The organism is Halomonas sp. DP5Y7-2 (assembly GCF_019802025.1).
Classification (GTDB): domain Bacteria; phylum Pseudomonadota; class Gammaproteobacteria; order Pseudomonadales; family Halomonadaceae; genus Halomonas; species Halomonas litopenaei_A.
This window is the reverse complement of sequence record NZ_JAHVHY010000005.1, coordinates 426,326-453,211: the sequence shown is the minus strand read 5'-3', so window position 1 is coordinate 453,211 and position 26,886 is coordinate 426,326. Positions and strand designations below refer to the sequence as shown.

At 63.1% G+C, this 26,886-nt stretch carries 21 protein-coding genes and 4 tRNA genes; 17 read left to right on the top strand and 8 right to left on the bottom strand.

Annotated features, from left to right (window positions below):
* The first annotated feature begins 270 nt into the window (after positions 1–270).
* From KUW18_RS11855 to KUW18_RS11830, 6 genes are all read left to right on the top strand, one after another.
* A complete protein-coding gene (locus KUW18_RS11855; RefSeq protein ID WP_409995831.1) occupies positions 271–2,106 on the top strand; it encodes a TonB-dependent receptor domain-containing protein in 1,836 nt (611 codons plus the stop codon).
* Entirely contained in the window at positions 2,103–3,020 is a 918-nt protein-coding gene (locus tag KUW18_RS11850) for a cobalamin-binding protein (protein ID WP_224852058.1), read from the top strand. Before KUW18_RS11855 ends, KUW18_RS11850 begins: the two co-directional genes overlap by 4 nt.
* The gene (locus KUW18_RS11845) at positions 3,007–4,005 is read left to right on the top strand and encodes a FecCD family ABC transporter permease (RefSeq protein ID WP_222163644.1); all 999 of its coding nucleotides are present in this window, start codon (positions 3,007–3,009) and stop codon (positions 4,003–4,005) included. Before KUW18_RS11850 ends, KUW18_RS11845 begins: the two co-directional genes overlap by 14 nt.
* Before the next feature lie 9 nt (positions 4,006–4,014).
* Entirely contained in the window at positions 4,015–4,938 is a 924-nt protein-coding gene (locus tag KUW18_RS11840; RefSeq protein WP_222561482.1) for an ABC transporter ATP-binding protein, read from the top strand.
* Entirely contained in the window at positions 4,904–5,530 is a 627-nt protein-coding gene (gene cobO, locus KUW18_RS11835) for a cob(I)yrinic acid a,c-diamide adenosyltransferase (RefSeq protein ID WP_206943497.1), read from the top strand. The genes KUW18_RS11840 and cobO overlap by 35 nt, the downstream gene beginning before the upstream one ends.
* Before the next feature lie 89 nt (positions 5,531–5,619).
* Positions 5,620–7,083: a cobyric acid synthase gene (locus tag KUW18_RS11830; RefSeq protein WP_222561481.1), complete on the top strand. Its 1,464-nt coding sequence runs from the start codon at positions 5,620–5,622 to the stop codon at positions 7,081–7,083.
* 19 nt (positions 7,084–7,102) lie between these two features.
* On the opposite strand, the gene KUW18_RS11825 is transcribed toward KUW18_RS11830, so the two are convergent.
* Both KUW18_RS11825 and KUW18_RS11820 read right to left on the bottom strand, forming a co-directional pair.
* A complete protein-coding gene (locus KUW18_RS11825) occupies positions 7,103–7,951 on the bottom strand; it encodes an alpha/beta fold hydrolase (protein ID WP_222561480.1) in 849 nt (282 codons plus the stop codon).
* A gap of 169 nt (positions 7,952–8,120) precedes the next feature.
* Complete coding sequence (locus KUW18_RS11820) at positions 8,121–8,885, bottom strand: glycerophosphodiester phosphodiesterase family protein (protein ID WP_206943493.1); 765 nt, start codon at positions 8,883–8,885, stop codon at positions 8,121–8,123.
* 290 nt (positions 8,886–9,175) lie between these two features.
* Between KUW18_RS11820 and KUW18_RS11815 the strand changes: the two genes are divergently transcribed.
* Complete coding sequence (locus KUW18_RS11815) at positions 9,176–9,787, top strand: hypothetical protein (protein WP_206943492.1); 612 nt, start codon at positions 9,176–9,178, stop codon at positions 9,785–9,787.
* A 214-nt stretch (positions 9,788–10,001) separates the two neighbouring features.
* Here the strand turns inward: KUW18_RS11815 and azu are convergent, their stop codons facing one another.
* Complete coding sequence (gene azu, locus KUW18_RS11810; protein WP_224907462.1) at positions 10,002–10,496, bottom strand: azurin; 495 nt, start codon at positions 10,494–10,496, stop codon at positions 10,002–10,004.
* 370 nt (positions 10,497–10,866) lie between these two features.
* Here azu and KUW18_RS11805 point away from each other — a divergent pair, with 370 nt between their 5' ends.
* Positions 10,867–11,844 carry an NADPH:quinone reductase gene (locus KUW18_RS11805; RefSeq protein WP_206943491.1) on the top strand — a complete coding sequence of 326 codons (978 nt, stop codon included), beginning with the start codon at positions 10,867–10,869 and terminating at the stop codon, positions 11,842–11,844.
* 72 nt (positions 11,845–11,916) lie between these two features.
* Here KUW18_RS11805 and KUW18_RS11800 read toward each other — a convergent pair whose 3' ends face one another.
* Positions 11,917–12,834: a MurR/RpiR family transcriptional regulator gene (locus KUW18_RS11800; RefSeq protein ID WP_206943489.1), complete on the bottom strand. Its 918-nt coding sequence runs from the start codon at positions 12,832–12,834 to the stop codon at positions 11,917–11,919.
* Between the two features lie 312 nt (positions 12,835–13,146).
* Here KUW18_RS11800 and KUW18_RS11795 point away from each other — a divergent pair, with 312 nt between their 5' ends.
* The 3 genes from KUW18_RS11795 (at position 13,147) to KUW18_RS11785 (ending at position 17,236) form a co-directional block, all read left to right on the top strand.
* The gene (locus tag KUW18_RS11795; RefSeq protein ID WP_222561479.1) at positions 13,147–14,490 is read left to right on the top strand and encodes an aspartate aminotransferase family protein; all 1,344 of its coding nucleotides are present in this window, start codon (positions 13,147–13,149) and stop codon (positions 14,488–14,490) included.
* Between the two features lie 62 nt (positions 14,491–14,552).
* Entirely contained in the window at positions 14,553–15,119 is a 567-nt protein-coding gene (locus tag KUW18_RS11790; RefSeq protein ID WP_206943485.1) for a carboxymuconolactone decarboxylase family protein, read from the top strand.
* Positions 15,120–15,205: 86 nt separating this feature from the next.
* The gene (locus KUW18_RS11785) at positions 15,206–17,236 is read left to right on the top strand and encodes an SLC13 family permease (protein ID WP_261396638.1); all 2,031 of its coding nucleotides are present in this window, start codon (positions 15,206–15,208) and stop codon (positions 17,234–17,236) included.
* Positions 17,237–17,313: 77 nt separating this feature from the next.
* Here the strand turns inward: KUW18_RS11785 and KUW18_RS11780 are convergent, their stop codons facing one another.
* The 4 genes from KUW18_RS11780 to betI form a co-directional block, all read right to left on the bottom strand.
* Complete coding sequence (locus KUW18_RS11780) at positions 17,314–19,764, bottom strand: acyl-CoA dehydrogenase (RefSeq protein ID WP_222561478.1); 2,451 nt, start codon at positions 19,762–19,764, stop codon at positions 17,314–17,316.
* Between the two features lie 227 nt (positions 19,765–19,991).
* A complete protein-coding gene (betA, locus tag KUW18_RS11775) occupies positions 19,992–21,749 on the bottom strand; it encodes a choline dehydrogenase (RefSeq protein ID WP_261396637.1) in 1,758 nt (585 codons plus the stop codon).
* 157 nt (positions 21,750–21,906) lie between these two features.
* Complete coding sequence (gene betB / locus KUW18_RS11770; protein ID WP_206943479.1) at positions 21,907–23,376, bottom strand: betaine-aldehyde dehydrogenase; 1,470 nt, start codon at positions 23,374–23,376, stop codon at positions 21,907–21,909.
* Between the two features lie 169 nt (positions 23,377–23,545).
* On the bottom strand, positions 23,546–24,142 hold the full coding sequence (betI, locus tag KUW18_RS11765; protein ID WP_206943477.1) for a transcriptional regulator BetI: 597 nt from the start codon (positions 24,140–24,142) through the stop codon (positions 23,546–23,548).
* Positions 24,143–24,419: 277 nt separating this feature from the next.
* Here betI and KUW18_RS11760 point away from each other — a divergent pair, with 277 nt between their 5' ends.
* The 6 genes from KUW18_RS11760 to KUW18_RS11735 all read left to right on the top strand — a co-directional run bounded on the left by KUW18_RS11760 (position 24,420) and on the right by KUW18_RS11735 (position 26,791).
* Positions 24,420–25,301 (top strand): choline ABC transporter substrate-binding protein, encoded by an 882-nt coding sequence (locus tag KUW18_RS11760; protein WP_261396652.1) that lies wholly within the window; start codon positions 24,420–24,422, stop codon positions 25,299–25,301.
* A gap of 134 nt (positions 25,302–25,435) precedes the next feature.
* Positions 25,436–25,512 (top strand) — tRNA-Met (locus tag KUW18_RS11755).
* Between the two features lie 250 nt (positions 25,513–25,762).
* A tRNA-Asn gene (locus tag KUW18_RS11750) sits at positions 25,763–25,838 on the top strand.
* A gap of 46 nt (positions 25,839–25,884) precedes the next feature.
* Positions 25,885–25,960 (top strand) — tRNA-Asn (locus KUW18_RS11745).
* A 124-nt stretch (positions 25,961–26,084) separates the two neighbouring features.
* A tRNA-Asn gene (locus tag KUW18_RS11740) sits at positions 26,085–26,160 on the top strand.
* 325 nt (positions 26,161–26,485) lie between these two features.
* The gene (locus KUW18_RS11735; RefSeq protein ID WP_222238711.1) at positions 26,486–26,791 is read left to right on the top strand and encodes a YrhK family protein; all 306 of its coding nucleotides are present in this window, start codon (positions 26,486–26,488) and stop codon (positions 26,789–26,791) included.
* Positions 26,792–26,886: the final 95 nt, after the last annotated feature.

The following is a 26,886-nucleotide window of genomic DNA, read 5'->3' as shown; positions in this document are numbered from 1 at the left end:
ATCGTCGTCAGCGACCGGCGATGATTCGACGACAGGCGTGCCAGCGCCACGTCAGGTTTCCCTCCCGCTCCTCGGCCTTCAAGGGTTCATGCCGTGCGGGGACGCGCGGCACCAAGGGATACACCGATGTTGTCTTCTTGCTCTTCTGCTGTTCCGTCAGTCCAGTGTCGTCAGGGGTTGACTGCCCGCCATGCTGTCATGGTCGCTGGACTTGCTGCTGCTCCCTGGCTAATGGTGGCGCAGGCCAACGCCCAGTCGTCCACGCCTGCCATGTCAGCGGTCTCTGTCGAATCAGCGCCTGTTGAATCAGCCTCTGTCGACGCTACTTCTGCGGAAGCTGCTACGGGTAAAGCGGCAACCGCCGAGCTCGATCCTGTGGTCGTTTCTGCGACGCTGACGCCGCGCACGGCCAGTCAGTCGCTGTCCTCGGTCAGCGTCATCGATCAGCAGGCCCTCGAGCGGCGAGATCCGGTCAGCATCGTCGATGCGCTGCGTGGCCAGCCCGGAGTCGACATTTCCACCAACGGAAGCTTTGGCAAGCAGGCCAGCGTCTATCTGCGCGGTACCGGTTCCTCTTCCACCGTGATGATGATCGACGGCATTCGCCTGCGTTCGGCCACCAACGGGGGGCCTGGCTGGCAGTATCTCGAGCCGCGCATGTTCGAGCGTATCGAGGTGGTGCGTGGTCCCCGGGGCACGCTTTATGGCGCCGACGCGGTAGGTGGAGTGGTTCAGCTGTTTACCGACAGTCCCGATGAGCAAGGGCCAACGCCCAGCATCGAGGTCGGCGGTGGCTCCTTCAATACGCAGCGGGCCTCGGCCAGCCTGTCGGGCCGTGACGGTGGCACTTCCTATCAGCTCAGCGCCACCCGCCTCGACAGTGACGGCACCGAGATCCGCGATGGCGGCGACGACAAGGGCTATGACAACACCTCGGGCCTGGTCAGTCTGTCGCACACCTTCGATAGCGGTACACGCCTCGGGTTTCTTGGCCTGCGGGCCAGCGGTAACAGTGAATACGAGGGCGGCGATTCGGACTACGTTCAACAGGTGGCCGGAGTCTATGCCGAGGTGCCCATGACCGAGGACTGGTCGTCCAGGCTGACCCTGAGTGAAGCGCGGGACGAACTGGAAGATCACGCAGAGCCGACCGCCTTCGGCCCGGCCACGACGACCATGTTCGACACCGAGACCCGCACGCTGCGATGGGACAACAGTGTGCGCCTGGGCGCCCATGAAGTGGTCGCGGGGGCCGAGTACCTGGAAGACAAGGTCGACAGCACCACGGATTACGAAGAGACCAGTCGCGATAATGTGGCGGTGTTTGCCCAGGCGCTGATGGACTTTCAGCCATTCTCGGTGCAGGCGGGGCTTCGTCACGATGACAATGAGGCCTTCGGTGAAGAAGTCACTGGTCACCTGGCGCTGGGCTACGAACTGGACCCTTCGCACACCCTGCGTGCCAGCTATGGCACCGCCTTCCGCGCGCCCACCTTCAACGAGCTGTACTTTCCCGGTTACGGCAACAGTGATCTGGACCCCGAAGACTCCGAGACCTATGAGCTCGGACTGCGCGGCCAGTACGACCTGTGGTTCTGGGACCTGGCCGTCTACCAGACCAACGTTGATGACCTGATCGCCAGCGAGCAGCGTGGTACCCGCTTTGCCCCCTTTAACGTCAACGAAGCGCGTATCCGCGGGGTCGAGCTGGCCGCCGGTGTCGAGCTCGATCAATGGAGCCTGGCGGCCAGCGCGGCCTATACCGATCCAGAAGACCGAGACACCGGCAAACAGCTGATTCGCCGTGCTTCCCAGACCCTGCGTGTGGACGCCGATCGCCAGCTGGGTGACTGGAACCTGGGAGCGTCCTTTGTCGCCCAGGACCATCGCTACAACGATGTGAACAACGACCAGCGGCTGGCCGGCTACGGCACCCTGGACCTTCGCGCTGGCTGGGCCTTTGCCCCGGACTGGAAGGCCAACCTGACCCTTGAAAACGTGTTCGACCGTGAGTACGCGACGTCCCGTGCGTCTGCCTTCCAGGGTGGCTGGGACTACGAGAACCCGGGCCGTGCCGCCTACCTGAGCGTTGGCTTCAACCTGTGATCATCCGCCGCGCGCTTGTCTCGGCCAGCGCTGGCCTGGTGCTGTCGGCGCTGACCAGTGCCGCCATGGCGTCCTCCTCTCCCGACGGGGACGGCGACATCTGCGTGGTTGATGACACCGAGCGGAAGCTATGCCTGGCGTCGCCTGCCCAGCGCATCGTCGCGCTGTCGCCCAGTGTGACGGAGCTTCTGTTCGCCGCGGGAGCGGGAGAGCGGGTGGTGGGTGTCGTCAGCTTCAGCGACTATCCGGAAGCGGCCCGCGAGCTGCCTCAGGTAGGCAGCTACGACCGCCTTGATCTGGAGGCCCTGCTGGCGCTGGAGCCGGACCTGGTGGTGGCCTGGGCCGGGGGTAATCCCGGCCAGCAGGTGGATCGCCTGGAGGCATTCGGTCTGCCGGTGTTCCGCTCGGACGCCTCGGACTTCGAGCACATCGCCTCGACGCTGGAGCGCTTCGGCCGCCTGGCCGGTACCCAGGACACCGGAGATGCCGCGGCCCGCAAGCTGCGCGACTCGGTGGCGTCGCTCAGCGCGCGCTATAGTGACTCGCTGCCGGTCGAGGTCTTCTATCAGGTATGGGAGAAACCGCTGATGACCGTCAACGGCGAACACTGGATTAGTCGCGCGCTGGCACTCTGCGGCGGCGTCAATCTGTTTGCCAGCGAGGCGCCATTGGTGCCTCGCCTTTCACGGGAGGCGGTGTTGGCGGCGGACCCGGAGGTCATCATTACCGGAGGCATGGGCAAGGCCGATTCCACCTGGCTGGATGCCTGGCGAGCCTGGCCACAGATGACCGCGGTGGCTCAAGACAATCTGTTCTTCATCAATCCGGACCTGGTGCAGCGGGCCACGCCGCGGCTGGTCGAGGGAACACGCAGGCTGTGCGACCACCTGGAGACAGCACGTGAACGGCGCTAGAACGCTCAGCTCCCGCACCTCCCGACGGCGACCGCTGTGGGCTTTGCTGCTGGTGGGTGTGCTGGCTTTGCTGCTGGCCGTATCGGTGGGCAGTGTCGCGCTGTCGCCGCTGGAGTTGTGGCAGACCCTGCTCGGACACGGTAGCCCCCTGCACCACACGCTGGTGTGGGAACTGCGCCTGCCGCGTGCCCTGGCGGCCTTCGGGACTGGCGCGCTGCTGGCGCTGGCGGGTGCCTTGATGCAGGTGTTGTTGAGAAATCCGCTGGCAGACCCCTATGTGCTGGGTCTGTCGGGAGGCGCGTCAGTGGCTGCCCTTGGCGCCATGCTGGCCGGTCTTGGCGCTGCCCTGGTGTCGCTATCCGCCTTTAGCGGTGCCCTGATATCGATTCTGCTGGTGTTTGGCCTGGCCCACGGCAGCGGCAGCTGGTCGCCGGCAAGGCTGCTGTTGACGGGGGTGGTGATGGCGTCCGGCTGGGGCGCCATTATCACCTTCCTGCTGGCGGTCAGCCCAGTAGAGGAACTACCCGGCATGCTGTATTGGCTGATGGGAGACATGGCCTACGCGCGCAGTCCCTGGCCGGTATTGGTGGTGGCCGCGCTGGCTGGAGCCGTGCTGGTACCGCTGGGCAGGACCCTGAACGTGCTGGCGCGTGGTGGCCAGCAGGCGTTGGCGCTGGGTGTTGCCGTGCGACCTCTGGAATGGGGACTGTATCTGGGCGCTAGCCTGGCCACCGCCACGGCGGTGACCACGGCCGGTGCGGTGGGCTTTGTCGGCTTGATGGTGCCCCATATGTTGAGGCTGCGCTTAGGCGCCGACCAGCGGCTGATACTGCCGGCCTCGTTGCTGGCCGGTGGCGCCTTGCTGACGCTGGCAGATACCCTGGCGCGCACCCTGATCGCCCCTCAGCAACTGCCGGTCGGGGTGATCACTGCGCTGGTTGGGGTCCCGAGTTTTCTGTATCTGCTGCATCGAAGCCGCGGCTGAGGAGCGCTGATGACCACCTCGAACTCATCTGCACAGGCCCACAGGTCAGCTCCGCGACATGAGGCAGGGAGGTCTGCGGACAGCGATGTCGGCAAAGGCCTGGCCTGTTCCGACCTGGTCATCGATGTGCCGGGGCGCTCGGGCGGCCAGCCCATGTCGATGGTGTTCGAACCCGGCAGCCGCTGGGGCATCCTCGGGCCCAACGGGGCCGGCAAGAGTACCCTGCTGCATACACTGGCAGGGCTGAAATCGCCGAGAAGTGGCAGCGTGGCGCTGGCCGACAAGGCCCTCCCTCGTTGGCGCCGCCGCTCCTTGGCCCAGCGCCTGGGCGTCGTCTTTCAGGAACGCCACGACGAATTTCCCGCCACGGTGCTGGAGACCGCCTTGATGGGGCGACATCCCTTCCTGCGCGCCTGGCACAACGAGTCCGAAGACGATATCCAACGCGCCTGGCAGGCGCTGGAGCGCCTGGACATCGCTCACTTGGGGGGGCGACTGTTGTCGTCCCTGTCCGGGGGGGAGCGCCAGCGGGTCAGTCTGGCGACAGTGCTGACTCAGGACCCGGATATCTGGTTGGTGGATGAGCCCACCAACCACCTCGACCTGCATCATCAGGTCGGCACCATGTCACTGCTGCACGAGCAGGCAAGCCATGGCGCCGCGGTGGTGATGTGCTTGCATGATCTCAATCTGGCAGCACGCTGGTGTGATCACCTGTTGCTGCTCTATTCCGATGGCAGTGCCTGCTGGGGGCCAAGTGACGCCATGCTGGTGCCAGCCGCCCTGGAGCGGCTGTACCAACAGCCACTCAGCGTTGTTGAAGTCGACGGCGCCTGTGTCTTCGTGCCTCGCGTTGCCTCTGCCCCATGCTCCTTGAAACCGACACAGGGAAGGCCCCATGAGTCTGACGACACCTTCATCACGACACGTTGATCCCGAGCGCCATGCCCGGCGCATGGAAGCCAAGCAGCGCATCATGAACGAGCGCATCGCCCGCGCCGACAAGGAGCAGGGCGTGCTGCTGGTGTTGACCGGGCCTGGCAAGGGCAAGAGTTCCTCCGGCTTCGGCATGCTGGGTCGGGCCCTGGGCCACGGCATGAAGGTGGCGGTGGTGCAATTCATCAAGGGCGCCTTCTCTACCGGCGAAGAGGCCTTCTATCGTCGCCAGCCTGGCGTCACCTTTCACGTCATGGGAGAGGGCTATACCTGGGATACCCAGGACCGACGCCGTGACGTGGCCGCTGCCGAAGCCGCCTGGGACAAGGCCAGGGAATTGCTGGCGGACCCTGATATCGCGCTGGTGCTGCTCGACGAGCTGAATATCGCGCTGCGCCACGGATACCTCGATCTTGACCGGGTACTCGATGACCTGCAGGCAAGGCCACCCATGCAGCATGTGGTGGTCACGGGCAGACATGCACCGCAGCCACTGATTGAACTGGCCGATACCGTGACCGAGATGAAGGTCGTCAAGCACGCATTCAAGGAGCAGGGCATCAAGGCGCAGAAGGGCATCGAATTGTAGGGTGGCCGAACGGCAGTTCCTGGGCGTCGTGGGAAAGCTCGCGGGAGACTGCGTGGGAAAGTGCGCGGGAAAGGAGAGGGAAGGGTGTAATGGCAACGTTGATGATTCAGGGCACCACGTCGGATGCCGGCAAGACCACGGTGGTGGCGGGACTATGTCGCGCGCTGGCCCGTCGTGGCGTCAAGGTGGCTCCCTTCAAGCCTCAGAACATGGCCTTGAACAGCGCCGTGACCGTGGATGGCGGCGAAATCGGTCGCTCGACGGCGCTGCAAGCCCAGGCCGCCGGAGTGGCCGCCCACTCGGACATGAATCCGGTACTGCTGAAGCCTGAGAGCGACAAGGGCGCTCAGGTAATTCTGGCCGGCCAGGTACACGGCAGCATGGCGGCCCTGGACTACCACGCGTACAAGAGCACTGCGCGCCAGACCGTGCTGGACTGCCACCGCCGCCTGTCCGAGCGCTTCGATGTGATTATTGCCGAGGGGGCGGGCAGTCCTGCGGAGATCAATCTGCGCGAGGGAGATATCGCCAACATGGGCTTCGCTGAAGCCGTGGACTGCCCTGTCCTGTTGGTGGGGGATATCGATCGCGGCGGCGTGTTCGCGCAGCTCTGTGGCACCCTGGCGCTGGTCAGCGATACCGAGAATGCGCGTATCAAGGGGTTTGTGATCAATCGCTTTCGCGGTGATATCGGGCTGCTGGAGCCGGGGCTCGACTGGCTGTCCCAGCGTGAAGCACGGCCGGTGCTGGGCGTTTTGCCCTATCTTCAGGGGCTGTGGCTGGACGCCGAGGACAGTCTATCCCTGGAACAGGCACTCGATGAACACGAGAGGGAAGCGCTCAGGGTGGTGGTGCCTGCGCTGCCACGCATCAGCAATCACACGGACCTGGATCCGCTGCGGCTACACCCAGGCATCAAGCTGAGCCTGGTGGGTCCGGACCAACCACCGCCTCCGGCCGATGTCATCCTGTTGCCGGGCAGCAAGAACACCCGCGCCGACCTGGCTTGGCTGCGCCGCCAGGGCTGGGAGGCGCGAATTCGCCGGCATCTTCGTTACGGTGGTCGAGTGCTCGGCATCTGCGGGGGCTTTCAAATGCTGGGGGAGTGGATCGACGACCCCGACGGAGTCGAGGGCGAGCCGGGCGGTGTCGCAGGACTCGGCTGGCTTGCCATGACCACGACCATGCTACCTCGCAAGCAATTGAAACAGGTCAGCGGTCGGATTGAACACGCCGGTGGGCACCGCAGCATCCACGGCTACGAGATTCATCAGGGGGTGAGTCGAGGTCCGGCACTGTCCCGGCCCCTGCTGCGGCTGGAAGGCCGTGACGAGGGCGCCGTCAGCGAGGATGGCCAGGTCATGGGCACCTATCTGCACGGACTGTTCGATGGGCCCGATGCCTGCGAGGCGCTGCTCGCCAGGCTCGGACTTGACCCGCAGGCCCAGCGGCATGTTGACCTCAATGCCCACCGGGAACAGCAGCTCGATCGCCTGGCGGACGCCATCGAACAGCACCTGGACATGGATGCCCTGATGCGACTGCTGCAGTAATGTGGGGCCTGCCCGGATATCAGCGTGATTCGTTCACAAAGGATGTGATGATCTCCACCACCCGGTCGGGTTGCTCACGGTGGGGTACATGGCCGCATTCCTTCAGAATCTGCATCTGGCAGGGACCGGCTGGCAGTTCGGCGTAGCGGCGGGGCTGGGCTTCGGAGCCATACTCATCTTGATCACCGTGCAGAACCAGTACCGGACAGGTGATCTGGGCCAAGCGGTCATCCAGCGTCCAACCTCGGAAATCGGGATCCAGCCAGGTGTCGACCCAGGCGTCCAGCACCCAGCGGGCCTTGGCGCCATGGTACTTTTCGAGTCGTTCCATCTGGCCGGGCCGAGCGAAGGCATCGCGAGCCTCGCCAATGCCGGTAAGAGTGCGTGGTTCCACAAAGGCTTGTGCGGCCATGGTGATCAGCCCATGGCAGTCACGGTAGCGAGCCGCTATCGCCGCCGCCATGGCTCCGCCCACGCTGTGCCCGACAAGGATGAAGCCCTCCAACCCCAGCGCTTGGTGTACCGCGGCGAAGCCTTGATGCGCTTCGTCGGTGACGAAGCTGTGGGGCAACTGCCCAGGATGTGCGCTGGACTGGCCGAAGCCCAGGCGGTCGTAGGCGATGACCTCGCGACCGGTCTTCCGGCATAGCCGTTCGGGAAAGTCCCGCCACAGCGCGATACTACCCAGTGAGTCGTGCATCAGCACGAGTGGCACCCCAGTGGTGTCACCGCCGGGATGCCAACGTGCTACCTCAAGATGCGCTGACTCGGCTGAGGAGGCGAGTGTATCGAGACCCTGGTGCAAGGGGATCGTCATACGTTGGCGGCGGAAGGTCTGGGGGCTAACGGGGGCATCGCTGTTGAGCATGTCGAGGCGCTCGCTGGTGGAAGGCTGGTCCTACCATAGCGAGCATGCCCCAGGTTTGCCAAGCAAGCGCTTGGTTGAGTCGTGCTCTCGTGACGTGATCTCGCGTCGTTCTCTCGTGACGTGATCTCGCGTCTTGCTTTCATGAGTCTCAGGCGACGCTTCCGCCCGTTCAGGTGGCGACAGGAGGACTCAGAAAACGGCCGGGATCATCGGAGATGACGCTGGTCACCCCCCAGTCCCAGTAGCGCTGGAAGGCCAGGGGGTCATTGGCGGTGTAGCAAAGGAGCGCGGTGCCGCTTTCTACCACCTCCCGGGCGCGGGGTTCCTTCAATTTCTTCCAGTCGCAGTGAAGGCTGTAGGCCGTTATCGCCTCGACGTCTTGGCGCCACCCCTTGCCCACCTTGTCGGTAAGCACGCCCAGTGCCAGGTGTTCTGCTGAAGCGATGCTGCGGGCATGATCCAGCGCGGCCGGGCTGAAGGACGAAACCAGGCGCCTGTCGTAGGGCAGGGCTTCCATCAACCGGGGAATCACCGATTCGGCCAGCGCTTCGGGGTCGCGGCCGCGTGTGATCTTGAGCTCCAAGTTGACCGCCATGTCACGGCGATCCAGCAGATTGAGCATGTCGTCGAGTGTCGCCATGCGTTCCCCGCGAAAGCGCTCTGCGTACCAGGCGCCCACATCGTACTCCTGTGCCTGCTCCAGTCTTAGCTTGGCCAGCTTGCCGCGACCGTTCGAGCAGCGACGCATTCCCGGGTCATGCCAGATCACCGGGGTTCCGTCGCCGAGCAACTGCACGTCGAGCTCCACCCAGGTAATACCGGCCTCCCATGCCAGCTGCACGGCACTCAAGGTGTTCTCCGGGGCGTGGGCCGATAGTCCACGGTGGGCCATCTGGCGGGGCAGCGCCAGAGGCGGCAAGCTTCGGTGAGTCATGGGCTCTCCTTGTCTGGCGTGGCGGCAAGACCATCGCAAAAGGCAGCGCCACGCAATGGGCCGATGATCCGCTGACGGCGTTGCCATCCGGCGTCGTCGGCTTGGTGCCAGGTCATCGTGACACATAAAGATGACCGATTGAGGAAGCCACCGGCCATGATCCTCGAACGCGGTCAGGACTCCAGCGAGAGCGTCAAGAATATGCTAGTCTCGCGGCTTTCGATGTAGGCTCCAGCCGTCCAGTCTTGCACGGTTGTGGCGCCCAAGGTATCAGCAATCAGAGGTCAGTGATGAAGGTCGTCAAAATCAACCAGCCCCAGCAACGAGAGGCCTGCCTGGCTCGCCTGTGCGCAGAAGCCTACGGGCACCAGGCGGGCATCGCACCGCTGGTGACCTTCGCTGGCGTGATCGGGGTCTTGTTCAAGCAGGAAGCGGCCCGGCTGATCGCGCTGGTCGACGATCAATCTCGCCCGGTTGCGCTGGCATTGCTGGTCAGTGACGAAGCGGGCACTAGCATGAACGTGGCACAGCTGACCTCGCTGGACCCGGACGCAGATACCGCGGGAGACAAGGGCGATGCGCCCAAGAAGAAAACCCTGAATCCGGCGCTGCGCCTGGTTGCCGAGCTTGCGCTACGCGCACCGCTGAGGGTGGACGTGGTCAGCGACGCACAGAAGGCGGAATTTACCGCTGCGGGGATCCAGCGTTGGTTGCAGGGCCCGGGTGAGCTGCAGATCGGACTGGGACCGAAGCATCCGGCGACCAGTCTGGATAATCTGCCGCGGACCTTGAGTGTGGACGACGCTTCTGTGGTGGCGAACTTCAAGCAGGACAAGGCCTTGTTCGAAGACTACAAGAATCGCTTTGTGCGGGGGCTTGAGAGCTTTCCGCAGACCCTGTAGCCAACGTGTCGGCCCACCCTAAAGCGAACGCTGTAGCGGGCATCATGTCCCGCACCCTCTGACGGGCGGGTCGGCGCTCACCGGGCAAGGTGGTTGTTGATCCGCTCACTGGCACCATGAACGGAGGAAGCCCGGGTCGCGCCGGCAGAGGCTCCAGGGTGGCCCTGGAGCCGGAGGCAGGCCGCTGTCGACGTTATGTCGCAGGCGCTCGGGCTTAGCCTTCGCTCAGGCTGAAGCTGCCCTTCATGATCGAAGAGTGACCGGGGAAGGAGCAGAAGAAGGTCAGGTCCTTGTCGTCCAGCCCTTCGGTGCTGAAGGTGATTTGCGTGGACTCTCCGCCGCCGATGACATCGGTGGCAGCCACAATGCGGTCATCGTCAGGCAGGTAGTTGTTGTCGAGCCCCGCCTGCATCCCCGCGGAGGCAATCTCCTGATAGGCATCGCTAGGTGCCAGCACCCAGTTGTGGCCCATGACATTCTTGGCCATGGTTCCGGAGTGCGTCAGCGTCAGGCTGACGGTCTCGCAACTCGCCGGTACGCTCATCTCGCTCTTGTCGTACTGCATCTGGTCGGTACTGTCGATCGTCAGCTGGCACTCCTCGGCCACCTCCGACTGGGCGGCGTCGTCAGCCCAGGCTCCACCCGCGACCGTCATTAGCGCGGCAGAGCAGGACAGCAGGGCAGCAGCAGAAATCAGGCTCTTCTTCATGTTAGCAATCTCGTCAGTGGGAGACGTCAGTGCGCCTTTCTCAGTGGACTGAACAGGGCCTGGCGGTCGTCGCATGAGGTTAAGGTCCATGAACGGCGATCCATCGCGGTGGTTCTGCCTCTGTGCAGCGCGTTATTCATGTATGCATTATCATGTCGATAATGTATACAGTTTGATGAGTGTCGATAACATCTATTGTCTTGTCAAGGCGAAGTGAGAGCGGCGCTTCGCTTTGCCCACACAACCTGGTGTGGGGTGTACCCTCAAATGCCGCCCGGCAGAGGAAGATGGAAGACATTGGGCTTGACCCCACTCGCGCATAGCGCTTGACTGGGCGTACATCCCGTTAGCAGTGTAAGGAATCTTTTCCATGGCCAAGCGGATTCAGTTCGCTCGTACCGGTGGTTCAGACGTACTGGAACTGGTGGATACGCCCACGTCGGCCCCCGGACCGGGTGAAGTGCGCGTTGCCAACGAGGCGGTCGGCCTCAACTTCATCGATATCTATTTTCGTACCGGACTCTACCCGGCGCCATCGCTACCTTCTGGGCTTGGCACCGAAGGGGCAGGCGTGATCGATGCCGTGGGTGAAGGCGTCGAGCACTTGCAGGTCGGGGATCGCGTGGCCTATGCCCAGGGGCCTCTGGGCGCCTACGCTGAGTTGCATACCCTGCCGGCCGACAAGGTCGTGGCCTTGCCCGAAGGCATCAGCTGCGAGACCGCCGCCGGGGCCATGCTGAAGGGCCTGACCGTGCAGTACCTGCTGCGCCAGACCTATCCGCTGCAGGGCGGCGAAACCATTCTGTTCCATGCCGCCGCCGGTGGCGTGGGTTCCATTGCCTGCCAATGGGCGAAGGCGCTTGGGGTCAAGCTCATCGGTACGGTCAGCTCCGACGAGAAGGCTGAGCTTGCCAAGCGTAACGGCGCCTGGGCCACCATCGACTACACCAAGGAAGACGTGGTGGAGCGTGTGCGTGAGTTGACGGGCGGTGCCATGGTCGACGTGGTCTATGACAGCGTTGGCAAGGACACTTGGGAGACGTCGCTCGACTGTCTGAAACCGCGAGGCTTGATGGTCAGCTTCGGCAACGCCTCGGGGCCGGTGGAAGGCGTCAATATTGGCATCCTCAACCAGAAGGGCGCGCTGTATGTGACGCGTCCCAGCCTCAATGGCTACGCGGATACGCCTGAGCGGCTGCAGGACATGGCGGATGAGCTGTTCGATATGATCGAGAGCGGCCAGGTGAAGATTGATGTGGCCCAGCGTTTCTCGCTGGCAGAGGCGGGCAAGGCCCAGGACGCTTTGGCGTCACGCAAGACAACCGGCTCGACGGTGCTACTGCCCTGAGTATCCCCCGCGCTTGACGGCGATCGTCGGGCGCAGGCAGCGAGCCCGCGTGGCGGGCTCGCTGGTCCAGCACTATAGTGATGCCCCCAACTCTCGGATCATCTTTTCTCGTCGTCTCAGCGCGGCCAGTCCTTCATGGCCGAGTCGGTCTGCCACCTCAGTCAGTAGCCCTTGCGCCAACAGGAAGAAGGCGCCCATGGCGTTGGAAAAGAACAGGCTGTCGTTGGGTACCAGGAAGCGGTGTTCTGCGACCCGTGACAGCGGCGACGATTCGCTGTCTGTTAGCGCAATGATCCGGATACCTGCCTTCGCCGCTACCTTCGCGGTTTCCAGCACGCTGGTGGTGTAGGGAAAGCAACTGACCACGACCAGCACGTCACCCGCGTCCAGTTGAGCAAGGGCATCGGCCACTCCCTGTCGCCCCGCATCGAGCTCGGCTGCGTCGGCACGTAGCATGCCCAATCCATAGGCCATGAACTGCGCAAGCGAAGCAAACTGGCGCTGGCCGTGGATTCTTACCCTGGGTCCTGTGGCCAGCAGCTCGACGACAGCGTCATAGGTGCCCGCTTCCAGCTGGTGCAACAGCGCGGCAAAGTTCGCGCTTTCCTGGCGGCCTAGACGTGCCAGTCGCGCCACGCCCTTGCCCTCGTCCTGGTCCGTCGACAGCTTCGCAGCGAGGTCGCTGTAGAAATGCTCCCCGCCGTCGGCCACCTCGCGACGAAAGACCCCTTGCAGCTCGCCGAACCCGTCGAACCCCAGTCGCTGGGCAAGACGTGTCAGCGTGGAGGGATTCACGTCGAGGCGCTGCGCCAGTTCGCTGATCGATGCCACCGCAGTGGACTGAGGGCTCTCGATCAGTGCCGTCAATACGGCCAGTGAGCGCCGCCCAAGACGCAGCGAGGAATGCCCCTCACGGATGCTCTCGGTGAGACGTTGAAGGTCAGCAAGATGGCGAGGCACCGGCGCGTTAGCAGGGGGAGAGGACGGCATCTTGGCTCCTTGTCTGAAACATTCGGCGATAGAGGCCATGTGAAAACAGCTGCTTATCTTGCCAGCTATCTCAGAAGACGCGTAGAGAAGGCGAGCTTTTGCAAACAATGCATTGAAACAATCTGAAAAGCATTTAATATTTGCATTTGTTGTTGGCGGTAATGATGTCGATGCCGTCCAGCCACTCGACCAGCGCCTGATCCTGAGCTCGTGCTCACCAGCAGATGTCTCGGTCAGATGCCCTGGCCGCCTCGACGCACGTGATCCGCCGTACCTTCTACCTGCCATGGGCCAACCACCCCGGGAGCCAGCATGAGCCGCGTCTTTCATCGCCATCTCACTTCTACCTACCCCACCGCGGTGGCCGGGGATGGTCCCTACCTCATTGATGCCAGTGGCAAGCGTTATCTGGACGCCAGCGGCGGGGCGGCAGTGTCCTGCCTGGGCCACAGCGATACCCAGGTGCAGCAGGCCATCGCTGAACAGGTCTCCAAGATGGCCTACGCTCATTCCAGCTTTTTCACCTCAGAACCGATGGAAGCGCTGGCCGATTTTCTGGTAGAGCGAGCCCCTGAGGGTATCGCCAGCGTGTACTTTGTCTCCGGCGGTTCCGAGGCGGTAGAGGCAGCATTGAAGATGGCGCGTCAGTACTTCCTCGAGATCGGCCAGCCGGAGCGTACCCAGGTCATCGCTCGTCGACAGAGCTACCACGGCAACACCTTGGGAGCCCTGGCCACCGGGGGTAATGCCTGGCGTCGCCAACCGTTCGAACCGCTGCTCAGCGAGACGACACATGTCAGCCCCTGCTATGCCTACCGCGGCAAACAGGCGGGAGAGAGCGACATCGCCTATGGCGAGCGCCTGGCACAAGAGCTCGAGCAGACCATCGCTCAGCTCGGCGCCGAGCGTGTCATGGCGTTCGTGGCAGAGCCTGTCGTCGGGGCTACGCTCGGCGCGGTGACCGCCGTGCCTGGGTACTTCCAGCGAGTCCGCGAGATCTGTGATCGTCACGGCATCCTGTTGATTCTGGATGAGGTGATGTGTGGCATGGGACGCACAGGCTCGCTGTTTGCCTGCGAGCAGGAGGGGATCAGCCCGGATATCGTCACCATTGCCAAGGGATTGGGAGGTGGCTACCAGCCGATTGGTGCGACGCTGGCAAGCCAGCGAATTCGCGACGCCATTGCCGAGGGATCAGGCTTCTTTCAGCATGGGCATACCTACATTGGCCACGCCACGGCATGTGCCGGGGCGCTTGCTGTCCAGCGCAGTATCGAGGACCGTGGACTGCTTGAACGGGTGCGTCACCAGGGCGAAGGCTTGCAGCGCCGTCTGCTGGAGCGCTTTGGCGATCATCCCCAGGTGGGTGATGTGCGTGGCCGTGGCCTGTTCCTTGGCCTGGAGCTGGTCGCTGACCGTGAGACCCAGGCACCGTTCCCGGCAGAGCGTCGACTGAATGCACGGATCAAGTCGGCTGCGATGTCCCAGGGGTTGATGTGCTACCCGGCGGGGGGCACCCTCGACGGTCGGCGCGGTGATCATGTGCTGCTGGCCCCTCCCTATATTGTCGAAGACAGGCACCTGGATGAGATCGTCGACAAGCTTGAGGCCGCCATCGACACAGCGCTGGTCGAATGCCTTGCCGGTGGTGCCTAGGCGTCGGCTGCGCGCTGTGGTGCTCATCCACTGTACCCAAGACCCCATTTGAGGAAACCAAGATGTCCATCCGATCCCGCCTGCCGGAGCTCACCGATGCCAGCATGACCGACGAGCAACGGCGCGTGCTGTCCGACATCCTCAGCGGACCGCGCGGCAACCTGGACGGCCCGTTTCTCGCCTGGGTGCATAGCCCGGAGCTGGCCGACAACGCCCAGCGTCTTGGGGCCTTCTGCCGCTATGGGACACGCCTGCCACTGCGCTTGACGGAGCTTGCCATCCTGGCAACCGCTGCGTGGTGGAAGTCCCAGGCCGAGTGGCAGATTCATGCCCCCATCGCGCTGGAGGCCGGTCTCTCCCCGGCAGTCGTAGAGGCACTGCGCGAGGGCCGGCAGCCGCCCTTCGAGGATCCCCAGGAGGCGCTGGTGCACCGCTTGGCCTACCAGCTCTATGACACCCGCCGAGTGGATGAGTCCACCTACCGTGAGGCGGTGGAGGCGTTTGGCGAAGAGGCTGTAGTGGAGCTGGTAGGAGTGCTGGGGTACTACGCGCTGGTGGCGATGACGCTGAATGTGTTCGAGGTGCGTCGAGGCCAACAGCCCCTGCCTTTTGAGGAACCTGCTACGTAATTCACTGATGTAGGCTACTCTCAATCAGCGTTTCGATGGACACTGATGCAGTGTTTCGTAGTGCTCTGACCATGGAGGAGGCCGACATGGATGACAGTCTTCTGGTGTTTGTGGTGCTTGGGCTGACGCTGGCGGCCTTTGTATGGGGGCGCTGGCGCTTCGACCTGGTGGCTCTGGCATCACTTTTGGCGTCAGTGGTGTTGGGGCTGGTACCGGCTGACGACGCCTTTACCGGCTTCGGCCACCCGGCGGTGATTACCGTGGTGGCGGTGCTGGTGCTTTCCAGGGGCTTCGAGCACGCAGGCGTGGTCGACGTGATCTCCGCCCAGGTACTCAAGGTTGGAGATCGCCTGATCCTGCAGTTGCTGGCGTTGACCGGGCTGGTCACGCTGTTGTCCGGCTTCATGAACAATGTCGGTGCGCTGGCGCTGCTGTTGCCGGTAGCGCTGAGACTCTCCCGGGAACACGATACCTCTCCGTCCATCTTGCTGATGCCCCTGGCGTTCGGGTCACTGCTGGGCGGCCTGACCACGCTGATCGGCACGCCGCCCAACATCATCATCTCCAGCTATCGCGCCTCGCTCTCGGGTGAGCGTTTCGCCATGTTCGACTTCTTGCCCGTGGGCGGAGCCGTGGCCCTGGCCGGAGTTGCCTTCATTGTCCTGCTGGGATGGCGTCTGGTGCCACGGCGCACTGGCCAGGCTAGTCGGGATGCCATGTTCGATACCGCTCACTACCTGGTCGAAGTGCGGGTCGGGGCGGATGCCAAGGCGCTGGGCTGGTCGTTGCACAAGCTCAGGCGCAAGCTGGACGACAACGTGCCGGTGCTGGCGCTGGTACGTGATGGACGGCGCTATGCCGGCCATTCCTTTTATGGGGTACTGCGACAAGACGATATCCTGCTGCTCGAGGCCGGCCCCGACGAACTGAAGGCGCTTGAGGATCAGGCCGGATTGCGCGTTGGCCTGGCGCCGAGCGATGTGCCTACCCCAGAGGGCGACGACCTGCCAGAGGGCGCCGAAAGCGACGACCTGCCAGACGGCGGCGACGACAACCGTGAGACAGCTTCTCTGGCGCAGCGCACGCGACATCTGCTCAGCCAGGACGAGGAGGCCATCGAGCGTCGCCAGACCCTGGACCGGGCGCGGGATGATGTCGGTAGTGACGAGGAAGGGACGCATAGCGGGACTCACTCGGGCAACTCAGCACAGCAAGACGAGGCAGAAGAGGACAGCCGCAAGGAGCGCTCCGAGGACGAGGACCTTCATCTGATCGAGGCCATTGTGCGCAATGACGCCGCGATCAGCGGTCGCACCGCGGCGGAGCTGCGCCTGCACCATCAATACGGGCTACACCTGGTGGCGGTGGCCAGGGATGGTGGAAGGCTGCAGCAGCGGCTCAGGGATATCCGCTTCCGCCCCGGTGATGTGCTGTTGCTGCAGGGCGATCCGGAGGGACTGGGTGAGAGCCTGACGGTACTGGGCTGCCTGCCCTTGGCGGATCGTCGGCTGACGCTGGGGCAGCCGCGTCAGCTGGCTCTGTCCATCGGCATCTTCGTGGCGGCCATCATGGCCATGCTGTTTGATCTGCTGCCGGCGGCGGTGGCGCTGTCCCTGGCCGCCCTGGTGACCCTGGTGGTCGGGGTACTGCCCCTGCGAGAGGGCTACCGGGCCATCGATGGTCCGGTGATCGTCCTGCTGGGGGCGATGATACCGGTGGGGCAGTCGCTGGAAACCAGCGGTGGCGCTCAGTTGATTGCGGACACGCTGTTGGGGTGGGGCAGCCAATGGCCACCCTTGCTGGTGCTCGCAGGGCTGTTCATGGTCAGCACCTTGCTCTCCAACGTCATCAACAATGCCGCAGCGGCGCTGCTGATGGCGCCGATTGCCGCCAGCCTGGCCAACGGATTCGGGCTGTCACTCGACCCCTTCCTGATGATCGTGGCGATCAGCGCCTCCTGCGCCTTCCTCACTCCCATCGGTCATCAGTCGAATACTCTGGTGATGGGCCCAGCGGGATACCACTTCAGCGACTACTGGCGTCTTGGCTTGCCACTGACGCTGGTGGTGATGCTGGTCGCGATACCACTCATCATGCTGGTATGGCCGCTGAAGTAGGGGCCACAGGGAAGAAGCTCTTCACAACGACAACGCCCGGCGAGTGCCGGGCGTTGTGGTGATGCAGTGCCGATGACTCAGGCGGTCGCGTTGTGCTGGTTGACCTTGTCCTTGTCGGTGACAAAGGCATCGAAGGCAAAGTCATCCACGCTGAGCATATCCAGCACCTCGGCCTCACGCTTGCGCATGAAATCGGCGTCGTCTTCGTTGATCAATCCTTCGGCCAGTGCGGCTTCCAGACGCTCTTCCGGATGCAGGGCCTGCACCGGCAACTTGCCTTTGGCATAGGCGCGATTGATCTGGCGATACAGCGCCTCGGCGCGGTCCTGGGTCTCCAGCAGGGCGTTGTAGCGTGCCACCGGGTTGTCCTGCACCTGGTCGTTGCTGTCCCAGGCGCCCTGAAGCAGCTTCTTGCGCAGCGCCGAGCCCGTGGAAACGGACCTGGCAATGGCCCGGGCAAGATCGTCGTGAGGACGGGCCCAGCGCCGCCCCAGCGGCATGACCAGCACCTTCAATGTCTTGCCCAGGGCCTTGTTCGGCAAGTTGTCGAATACCTCGACAAAGGCGGTCTCGGCGCGGTTGAGCAGGAAGCGGCAGGCGTAGTGCATCAGCTCGGCTTCGCCTTCGACCTTGTCGCCCTCATGCCACTGCTTGATCACCATGCTGACCAGATAGAGGTTGGACAGCACGTCACCGAGTCGTGCCGACAGCATTTCTCGCTGCTTGAGTTCGGCTCCCAGGCTTGCCATGGCCGCATCCGCGCACAGGCTGAAGCCAGCGGAAAGACGGCAGACCTCCTTGGCGTAGGGCCCCGCGACGTCATCGAAGGGGTTGGCAGGCTTGCCCAGGCCAAGTCCCATGGAGAAGGCGCGCGCCGCGTTGCCGAAGATCAGGCCGGCATGGCGGAAGAAGGCGCGATCGAAGGCCTTTGCATCGTCTGCATCCTTGGCCGCCAGCTCTTCAAGCACGTAGGGATGGCAACGGATGGCACCCTGTCCAAATACCATCAGGTTGCGGGTCATGATGTTGGCGCCTTCCACCGTGATGGCCACCGGGTTTGCGCTGTAGCCAATGCCAAGATAGTTGCGCGGTCCCAGGGTGACGGCCTTGCCGCCATGAATGTCCATGGCATCGGCGAGAATGTCTCGCTGGAACTCGGTCAGCTGGCTCTTGAGGATGGTGGAGGGCACGGCCGGTGCATGACCGTGGTCGATCGTGTTGGCGGTCTGGTAGACCGCTGCCTGGGCGATGTAGGCCTTGGCAGTGAGGCGTGCCAGGGGCTCCTGGATGCCTTCCATCTCGGCCACCGGCACGTTGAACTGGCGGCGAATGCGGGCAAAGCCGCCAGCCCAGCCAATGGCGTAGCGTCCCGTGCCCGTGGCGCCGGAGGGCAGGGTGATGCAGCGACCCACCGACAGACATTCGATCAACATGCGCCAGCCTTCACCCGCCATGTCCGGGCCACCAATGATGGTATCCAGCGGGACAAACACATCCTTGCCGCGGATCGGGCCATTCATGAAGGGGCTACCGATGGGGTGGTGGCGGCGACCGATGTCCATGCCGTCCGTGTCTCGTGGCACCAGGGCACAGGTGATACCCAGATCTTCCTTGTCGCCCAGCAGGTGGTCCGGGTCGAACATGCGGAAGGCCAGGCCAACCACGGTGGCGATGGGCGCCAGGGTGATCCAGCGCTTGTTGAAGGTCAGGCGCAGGCCAAGCACCTCCTTGCCGTCGACTTCCTTCTTGCACACGATGCCGATATCCGGCAGCGACGTGGCGTCGGAGCCGGCACGGGGGCCGGTCAGGCCGAAACAGGGGATCTCGCGTCCATCGGCCAGGCGCGGCAGGTAGTGATCTTTCTGTTCCTGGGTGCCGTACTTGAGCAGCAGTTCGCCGGGGCCGAGGGAGTTGGGTACGCCCACGGTGGACATCAGCGTCTCATTGACGGCCAGCTTCTGCAGAACCGCAGACTGTGCCTTGGCAGAGAAGCCGAGGCCGCCATACTGCTTGGGAATGATCATGCCGAAGAAGCGTTCCTTCTTCAGGTAGTCCCACAGCTCCGGGGGCAGGTCGGCGCGCTCGCGGGCAATGTCCCAGGCGTTGCACATGCCGGCGGCGACGGTGCACTGATGGTCGATGAAGGCACGTTCCTCGTCGCTGAGGCCATCGTCCTTGAAGTCGAGCAGGCGCTGCCAGTCGGGGCGGCCGGAGAACAGCTCTCCATCCCAGGCCACACTGCCTGCTTCCAGCGCGGTGCGCTCGGTGTCAGAGACCTTGGGCGCGACCTTCTTGAACATGGCGAACAGGCGCGGCGAGAGCCAGTGGCGGCGCAGTGCGGGCAGGCCACAGACGGCGATCACGGCAGCGCTGATCAACAGCAGCACGCCGACGACTTCGGCATCGAGCAGTAGGCCAACGATACCCAGTACCGCAGGCAGAGTGGTCGCGGGGGCAGACCCTGCTTCACGGTGGGCGATGGCGATCAGGCCAACGACCGTGAAGACGAGCAGGAGCAGGCTGAGCATGGAGAGTCTCCTTGGCTGGCGATAGAGGCAGAGTGTTGCCGGTGATTGGAATAAAACGCCTGTTTGAATTCTTGCAGATTAGCCCATCGACTGGCAACCAGCCACTGAAAACGCCTGCTCTTGCACCATGGTCGAATCAAACGTCTCTGAGCTGCACAAAAAAGCCCTGTGATGAACACAGGGCCAGGGGGATGACGTCGACATGCTGCGTGTGGCAGCGGGCTTCGCTAGCCAGTAGGTGTCGAGCCGTCGGTGCCTGCTGCAAGGCGGCGCTCACCCTGGGTCGGGTGGGCGTCCTCGAGCCGGCGCTGCGGGGTGGCCTGGGCAGGGGCTCCGTTGGCCACGTAATAGGGCGCGTCGCTCGGCGGCAGTGTCTGCTGGCCACGAATCTTGTCGGCCATTCGCTCTGCCAGCATGATCGTCGGCGCATTGAGGTTGCCAGTGGGAATCACCGGGAACAGCGAGGCGTCTACCACGCGCAGGCGTTCCACCCCGTGCACGCGACCTGCGCCATCTACCACGCAGTCGTCGCCATCTCCCATCCGGCAGGTGCCGCAGGGGTGGTAGGCGGTCTCGGCGTGCTGGCGCACGAAGGCGTCGAGTTCCTCGTCGGTGTTGACGTCCGGTCCCGGAGAGATCTCACGACCGCGATATTCGTCCATGGCCGGCTGGGCGATGATCTCACGGGTCAGGCGAATGGCGTCGCGGAACTCTTCCCAGTCCTTCTCGGTGGACATGTAGTTGAACAGGATGGACGGCGCCGCCTTGGGATCAAGAGAGGTCAAGCGCACGCGGCCCTCGCTTTCCGAGCGCATGGAGCCGACGTGGGCCTGGAAGCCGTGGGCCTGTACCGCACTCTTGCCGTTATAGCTGATCGCGATGGGCAGGAAGTGGTACTGCAGGTTGGGCCAGGCTTCCTCCTGGCTGGTACGAATGAACCCGGCTGCCTCGAACTGATTGCTGGCGCCGATGCCGGTGCCCTTGAACATCCATTCTGCGCCGATGGCTGGCTGGTTGTACCACTTCAACGCCGGGTAGAGGGAGATCGGCTTCTTGCACTCATACTGGATGTACATCTCCAGATGGTCCTGCAGATGGGCACCGACGTTGTCATTGACCTGAACGACCTCGATACCCAGCTCCTCGAGCAGGTCGGCCGGTCCGATGCCGGAGCGCTGCAGGATCTGCGGCGAGGCGATGGCGCCGGCACACAGCAGCACTTCGCGACGGATGCGCACCTGCTGGTCCTGGCCCTTGCGCTGATAGCGTACCCCGACCGCGCGCTTGCCCTCGAACAGGATCACATCGGTGGTCGCGCGGGTTTCGATGGTCAGGTTGGGACGCTGCTTGGCTTCATCGAGATAGCCCCTGGCGGTGGAGGCGCGACGGCCATTGGGGGTGACGAAACGGTCCATGGGACCGAAGCCTTCCTGCTGGTAGCCGTTGACGTCTTCAGTGGCCGGGTAGCCCGCCTGCTGGCCTGCCTCGATAAAGGCGTGATAAAGCGGATTGTTGCCTTCTTTGGGCGTGGTCACGCTGACCGGGCCATCGCCACCATGATAGTCGTTGGGGCCGATGTCACGGGTCTCGGCCTTGCGGAAGTAGGGAAGGCAGTTGGCATAGTGCCAGTCTTCCAGCCCGGCACGCTGGGCCCAGCCGTCATAGTCCAGGGCATTGCCACGGATGTAGCACATGCCGTTGATCAGCGAGGAACCGCCCAGGCCCTTGCCGCGACCGCACTCCATGCGGCGATTGTCCATGTGCGGCTCAGGATCGGTTTCAAACGCCCAGTTGTAGCGCTTGCCCTGCAGCGGATAGGCCAGCGCGGCGGGCATCTGGGTGCGAAAGTCGAAGCGGTGATCCTTGCCACCTGCTTCGAGCAGCAGCACCTGGACGTCAGGATCTTCTGTCAGGCGAGTCGCTAGAACGTTGCCGGCTGAGCCGGCGCCAATGATGACGTAGTCGTATTCACGATGCTGTGGCATGAAACGCCTCCCGGGAGAATAAGTGAGATGTCGGGGTCAGGCGCGACGCGGTGTCGGATGGCCCGGAGGGCGAGCCATCAAGAGAAAGGGCAGGGGATTCCGCGCAAGCCTGTCACATGGGGTCGGGGTGGGGGCCCCGACCCTGGATGTGGTGAGGTTAGAAAACCGACTCGAAGGGTCCCATCTCGACCTGGACCGACTTGGTCTGGGTGTAGTGGGCCAGTGTCTCGATACCGTTTTCACGACCGACACCCGATTGCTTGTAGCCGCCGACCGGCATTTCGGCCGGCGACTCGCCCCAGGTGTTGATCCAGCAGATGCCGGCTTCAAGGCGGTGGATCATGCGGTGTGCGCGGTTGAGGCTTTCGGTAAAGACACCCGCCGCCAGGCCATAGGTGGTGGCATTGGCACGCTGGAGCACTTCTTCCTCGCTATCAAAGCCGAGCACGGACATGACCGGGCCGAAAATCTCTTCGCGGACGATGCGCATATCGTCGGTGCAGTCGGTGAACACCGTAGGCGCCGCCCAGGCACCCTTGGCCCAGTCACCCTGATCCCAGGTCTCGCCACCGGCCAACACACGAGCGCCTTCCTGCTGGCCCAGGGCGATGTAGGACAGGACCTTCTGCTGATGCTCGAAGCTGACCAGCGGGCCGAAGTTCACGGCCGGATCCATCGGATCGCCTGCCTTGATGCGCGCTACCCGAGTCGCCAGGCGCGCCTCGAAGTCCGCCTTGATGGCGTTATCGACGAAGACCCGCGTGCCGTTGGTGCAGATCTGGCCGCTGGAGTAGAAGTTGGCCATCATGGCGGCGTCGGCCGCCCGGTCCAGGTCCGCATCACGACATACGATCAACGGTGACTTGCCACCCAGCTCCATGGTCACGTCCTTGAGGCTGGAAGCCGCCGAGGCAGACATGACCTTCTTGCCGGTGCCGACCTCGCCAGTGAAGGACACCTTGGCGATGTCAGGATGGCCGGTAATCGCCTGGCCCACCTCAGCCTCGCCATGGACGACGTTGAAGACGCCATCCGGCAGGCCGGCTTCGGTGAACACCTCGGCCAGGATCATGGTGGTCAGCGGGGTGACTTCGCTGGGCTTGAAGACCACTGCGTTGCCGGCGGCGAGGGCAGGGGCTGACTTCCAGCAGGCAATCTGGATCGGGTAGTTCCATGCGCCGATGGAACCGATCACGCCAAGCGGCTCGCGACGGGTGTAGACGAAGCTGTCTTCCCGCAGCGGAATCTGGCTGCCTTCGATGGCGGCGGCCAGGCCGGCGTAGTACTCCAGCACGTCGGCACCGGTGACGATGTCGACCGTGGACGTCTCGCTGAAGGGCTTGCCCGTGTTACGGGTCTCGAGTTCCGCGATCTCATCGTTGCGCTCACGCAGCAGGGCCACGGCGCGGTTGAGAATGCGGCCTCGCTCCATGCCGGACATGGCGCCCCAGACCTTCTGGCCTTGCTGTGCGGCAGCCACGGCGGCATCCACGTCGGCGTCGCTGGCCACCTGGACGTCTGCCAGGTGGCTACCGTCGTAGGGGTTGGTGACGCTGAACGTCTCGTTGGAGGTGGCGTCTGTCAGACGGCCATTGATATAGAGCTTCTGGGTGTCGAGCGTTGCCATGACATCCTCCTATGGTGAGAGCGAGCTAGTAAGGTGATGGGGTGATCGCGGACGGCGCGGTCGAGTGTGCCCTGACGTTGAGGCGCCGCCTCGCACGGTGATGGGGCGTCCCTTGATCCAGGCTAGGCTTTCTGCAGATGGTGGCAGGCGGCCTGATCAAGTGGATGCGCTACGTTCTGGCCGCCTGGTCCAGTAGTCGATGCAGGTACTCACGCGCCAATTCACGCGCCTGGCGGGTGTCCAGCCCCTCGGGCGAGAGGGTGCCGCGAAGCCACAGGCCGTCGATCATGGCGGCCATGCCGTTGGCGGCGCGCTGTGCCTCGTCACGGGGCATCAGACGTTTGAACTGGTAGCAGAGGTTGGCGTAAAGCCGGCGATCGTTGATCTTCTGCAGGCGCTGCAGGTCGGCCTTGTGCATCGAGTTGGCCCAGAAGGCGAGCCAGGTGCCGGCCGCGCGAGCGTTGGTCTGGGATGAGTCAAAGTTGCCATCGATGATGGCTTCCAGATGCGCTCTTGGGCTGTTGTCGGAGAGGGCTTTGCGACGTGCAGCGACCGCGTCGCCCAGGTCGTGCTGAATCTGCCGCATGGTAGCTTCGAGCAGGCCATCCTTGCCGCCAAAATAGTGGCTGATGATGCCAGCAGACACGCCCGCGTGACGTGCGATACGCATCACGGTGGCATCCGCCAGGCCGACCTCATGGATAGCGGCCATGGTGGCTTGTATCAGCTGTTGCCTGCGGATTGGCTCCATTCCTACCTTGGGCATGACAGACCTCTCTACCACTGCCTCACGAGCCTTCAGGTGCTCGAGAGTTGAAACGGTGACTTGCTCCTCGAGGTGTCCCCGAGGTTAGGATGTAGAGAGTATGCCTTTTATTGATTGGACGTTCAATCAAAATCTGGTCGATTCAACGGCACCGTCGTGAACAGGCCACCATACTGCAACCGATAATCCGAATAAGGAGTGCATCATGACGACCCCGACGATTCCCGCTCTGTCCGTGCTGGCGGCTGCCATCGCCGGCCTTGCCGCCCCCCAGGCGATGGCCGCCGATGACAGCTGCCAGCCGGTGCGTTTCGCTGAAGTCGGCTGGACCGACATCACCGCGACCACCGCGCTTACCACCCAGGTGCTGCAGGCCATGGGCTACGAGACGCGCATCGATACGGTATCGGTGCCGATTGCTTATTCAGGCATGAAGAACGGTGACTTCGACGTGTTCCTGGGTAACTGGATGCCTTCCATGGCGTCCATCAGCGACCCTTACGTGGAGCAGGGTGACGTCGACCGCCTGGGTGCCAACCTGGAAGGCGCCAAGTACACCCTGGCGGTGCCTCAGTATGTGCACGACGCGGGCGTCACCTCGGTGGCGGATCTCGCCCAGCACGCCGACAAGTTCGACAGCGAGCTGCATGGCATCGAGGCCGGGAACGACGGCAATGAGTTGATCCAGCAGATGATCGACGACGACGCCTTCGGTCTCGGCGACTGGTCGCTGGTCGACTCCAGTGAAGCAGGCATGCTGGCCGAGTTGCGGGCTAGGGTCCCGGATGAGTCCTGGATGGTCTTCCTGGGGTGGGAGCCTCACCCGATGAATACCAATTTCGATATGGCCTACCTGGAGGGCGCAGACGATTACTTTGGTCCTGACCTGGGGGGCGCCACGGTCTATACCAACACACGTGCCGGCTACAGCGAGAGCTGCCCGAACGTTGGCGCACTGCTCGACAATCTGAGCTTTACCCTGGAGATGGAGAACCAGTTGATGGGATCCATCATGGACGATGGCGTGGCGCCGGAGGAGGCTGCCCAGGATTACCTGAAGGCGAATCCGGCACTTCTGGAGGCATGGCTTGAAGGCGTCAATACCGCCGACGGCGAGCCCGCGCTGCCAGCCGTCAAGGCGTCGCTGGGTATCGACTGACACCTTTTAGAGGTGGCGACAGCCCTTGTGGATCTTCGTCGCCGAAAATTTGGCGGTCAGGCTTGCCAAGTCCTTGGGGGGTGTGCATAATTCACCCCCGTCGACACGGCGATGTTATTGCCTGACGGCCAAAAGGCTACGTAGCTCAGTTGGTTAGAGCACATCACTCATAATGATGGGGTCCCCTGTTCGAGTCAGGGCGTAGCCACCAGGATATAGACAGCGCCCGCTGACTTCGGTCAGCGGGCGCTGTCGTTTCAGCATGTCCGGTTCCAGGGTGCCCGGTGTCAGCCGGTGTCGTCAGAGCGATGTCGCCGTGATGCTGTCGGCGTCAGGCGGGGACGCTATCCAAGGTTGTGAGGCGGATCAGCGAGTTAAGTCGACCTGTCCGGCAATAAACCTTCAGGTGGGCTTGACGATCTCGGCGTGATCCGTATACTACGCCCCGTGCTCAAGGCGATTCCCCGATAGCTCAGTTGGTAGAGCAAATGACTGTTAATCATTGGGTCACAGGTTCGAGTCCTGTTCGGGGAGCCAACCTCCAAGGTTGATCCCGCCTCTTGCACCGACAATTCAAGGTCATTCCCCGATAGCTCAGTTGGTAGAGCAAATGACTGTTAATCATTGGGTCACAGGTTCGAGTCCTGTTCGGGGAGCCATCTTGGCGCAATGTCACGATGCTCTGTACCTTGCAAGAATTGTCGCCCGGCTCAAGGTCGTTACCTGATGCCATTTAGCGCTGCATCATTTAGCAGTGCGCTATTCAGTACAGCACATTGTCGTTCCCCGATAGCTCAGTTGGTAGAGCAAATGACTGTTAATCATTGGGTCACAGGTTCGAGTCCTGTTCGGGGAGCCAGTGCATTCTGCGCTATCTAGCGACACTCCTGAGTTTGCTGCCTTTCTTTTCCTTCCTTGCCTTTCGTTATTGTCCTTGAAATTCTGGGCTTTCCTTGTCGGTTTTCGGTACCTGGCGTTAACGATCGCTGCGCTCGTTTCGTCCATTTTTCGTCTATGTGTTGTGTCCTGCTCGCGTTGCAGGCCTGTGGCGCTACCTCGTCTTGCTCCGCCAAACTGACTGCCTCTATCCTGTTTTGCATACGGTTATTCTGGATACCAGGTTGCTCCCTCTTGCGCTGAAACGCGACAGGGCGCCGGACAACCACTGCGAAAGGGAAGACCCCATGACAACCTCGCAACAGTCGTCGAAAACGCCCACTCTGACCCTGCATATCGGTCATGAAGAGCTGATCATTCGCCAGCGCTATGAGGTGCTCAGCATCGTCAACGACCTCTTGATCGGCACCTGGTTTATCATCGGCAGTATTCTGTTTTTCTACGAGTCGCTTGCCTATATAGGGACCTGGCTGTTTCTGATCGGCAGTATCGAGATGATGATACGCCCGCTCATTCGCCTTGCCCGGCGGGTGCACATCCAGCGCCTGCACCCTGAAGCGCCTGCCGCGGTGGATGCAGGCCATGACTATTGATCCCCCCTTGTATCGCTGCCTTTTTCGCTCGTTGGCAGCGGACCTGGTTGACGGCGGGTCTGATTGGTAGGGCGGGAGGTGTCTTGGCCCAGGGG

Coding starts and splice junctions, on each gene's coding strand:
- KUW18_RS11855 (WP_409995831.1), top strand. CDS start 271: ATGTCAGCGGTCTCTGTCGAATCAGCGCCTGTTGAATCAGCCTCTGTC.
- KUW18_RS11840 (WP_222561482.1), top strand. CDS start 4,015: ATGACCACCTCGAACTCATCTGCACAGGCCCACAGGTCAGCTCCGCGA.
- cobO (WP_206943497.1), top strand. CDS start 4,904: ATGAGTCTGACGACACCTTCATCACGACACGTTGATCCCGAGCGCCAT.
- KUW18_RS11830 (WP_222561481.1), top strand. CDS start 5,620: ATGGCAACGTTGATGATTCAGGGCACCACGTCGGATGCCGGCAAGACC.
- KUW18_RS11825 (WP_222561480.1), bottom strand. CDS start 7,951: ATGCTCAACAGCGATGCCCCCGTTAGCCCCCAGACCTTCCGCCGCCAA.
- KUW18_RS11820 (WP_206943493.1), bottom strand. CDS start 8,885: ATGACTCACCGAAGCTTGCCGCCTCTGGCGCTGCCCCGCCAGATGGCC.
- KUW18_RS11815 (WP_206943492.1), top strand. CDS start 9,176: ATGAAGGTCGTCAAAATCAACCAGCCCCAGCAACGAGAGGCCTGCCTG.
- azu (WP_224907462.1), bottom strand. CDS start 10,496: ATGAAGAAGAGCCTGATTTCTGCTGCTGCCCTGCTGTCCTGCTCTGCC.
- KUW18_RS11805 (WP_206943491.1), top strand. CDS start 10,867: ATGGCCAAGCGGATTCAGTTCGCTCGTACCGGTGGTTCAGACGTACTG.
- KUW18_RS11800 (WP_206943489.1), bottom strand. CDS start 12,834: ATGCCGTCCTCTCCCCCTGCTAACGCGCCGGTGCCTCGCCATCTTGCT.
- KUW18_RS11795 (WP_222561479.1), top strand. CDS start 13,147: ATGAGCCGCGTCTTTCATCGCCATCTCACTTCTACCTACCCCACCGCG.
- KUW18_RS11790 (WP_206943485.1), top strand. CDS start 14,553: ATGTCCATCCGATCCCGCCTGCCGGAGCTCACCGATGCCAGCATGACC.
- KUW18_RS11785 (WP_261396638.1), top strand. CDS start 15,206: ATGGATGACAGTCTTCTGGTGTTTGTGGTGCTTGGGCTGACGCTGGCG.
- KUW18_RS11780 (WP_222561478.1), bottom strand. CDS start 19,764: ATGCTCAGCCTGCTCCTGCTCGTCTTCACGGTCGTTGGCCTGATCGCC.
- betA (WP_261396637.1), bottom strand. CDS start 21,749: ATGCCACAGCATCGTGAATACGACTACGTCATCATTGGCGCCGGCTCA.
- betB (WP_206943479.1), bottom strand. CDS start 23,376: ATGGCAACGCTCGACACCCAGAAGCTCTATATCAATGGCCGTCTGACA.
- betI (WP_206943477.1), bottom strand. CDS start 24,142: ATGCCCAAGGTAGGAATGGAGCCAATCCGCAGGCAACAGCTGATACAA.
- KUW18_RS11760 (WP_261396652.1), top strand. CDS start 24,420: ATGGCCGCCGATGACAGCTGCCAGCCGGTGCGTTTCGCTGAAGTCGGC.
- KUW18_RS11735 (WP_222238711.1), top strand. CDS start 26,486: ATGACAACCTCGCAACAGTCGTCGAAAACGCCCACTCTGACCCTGCAT.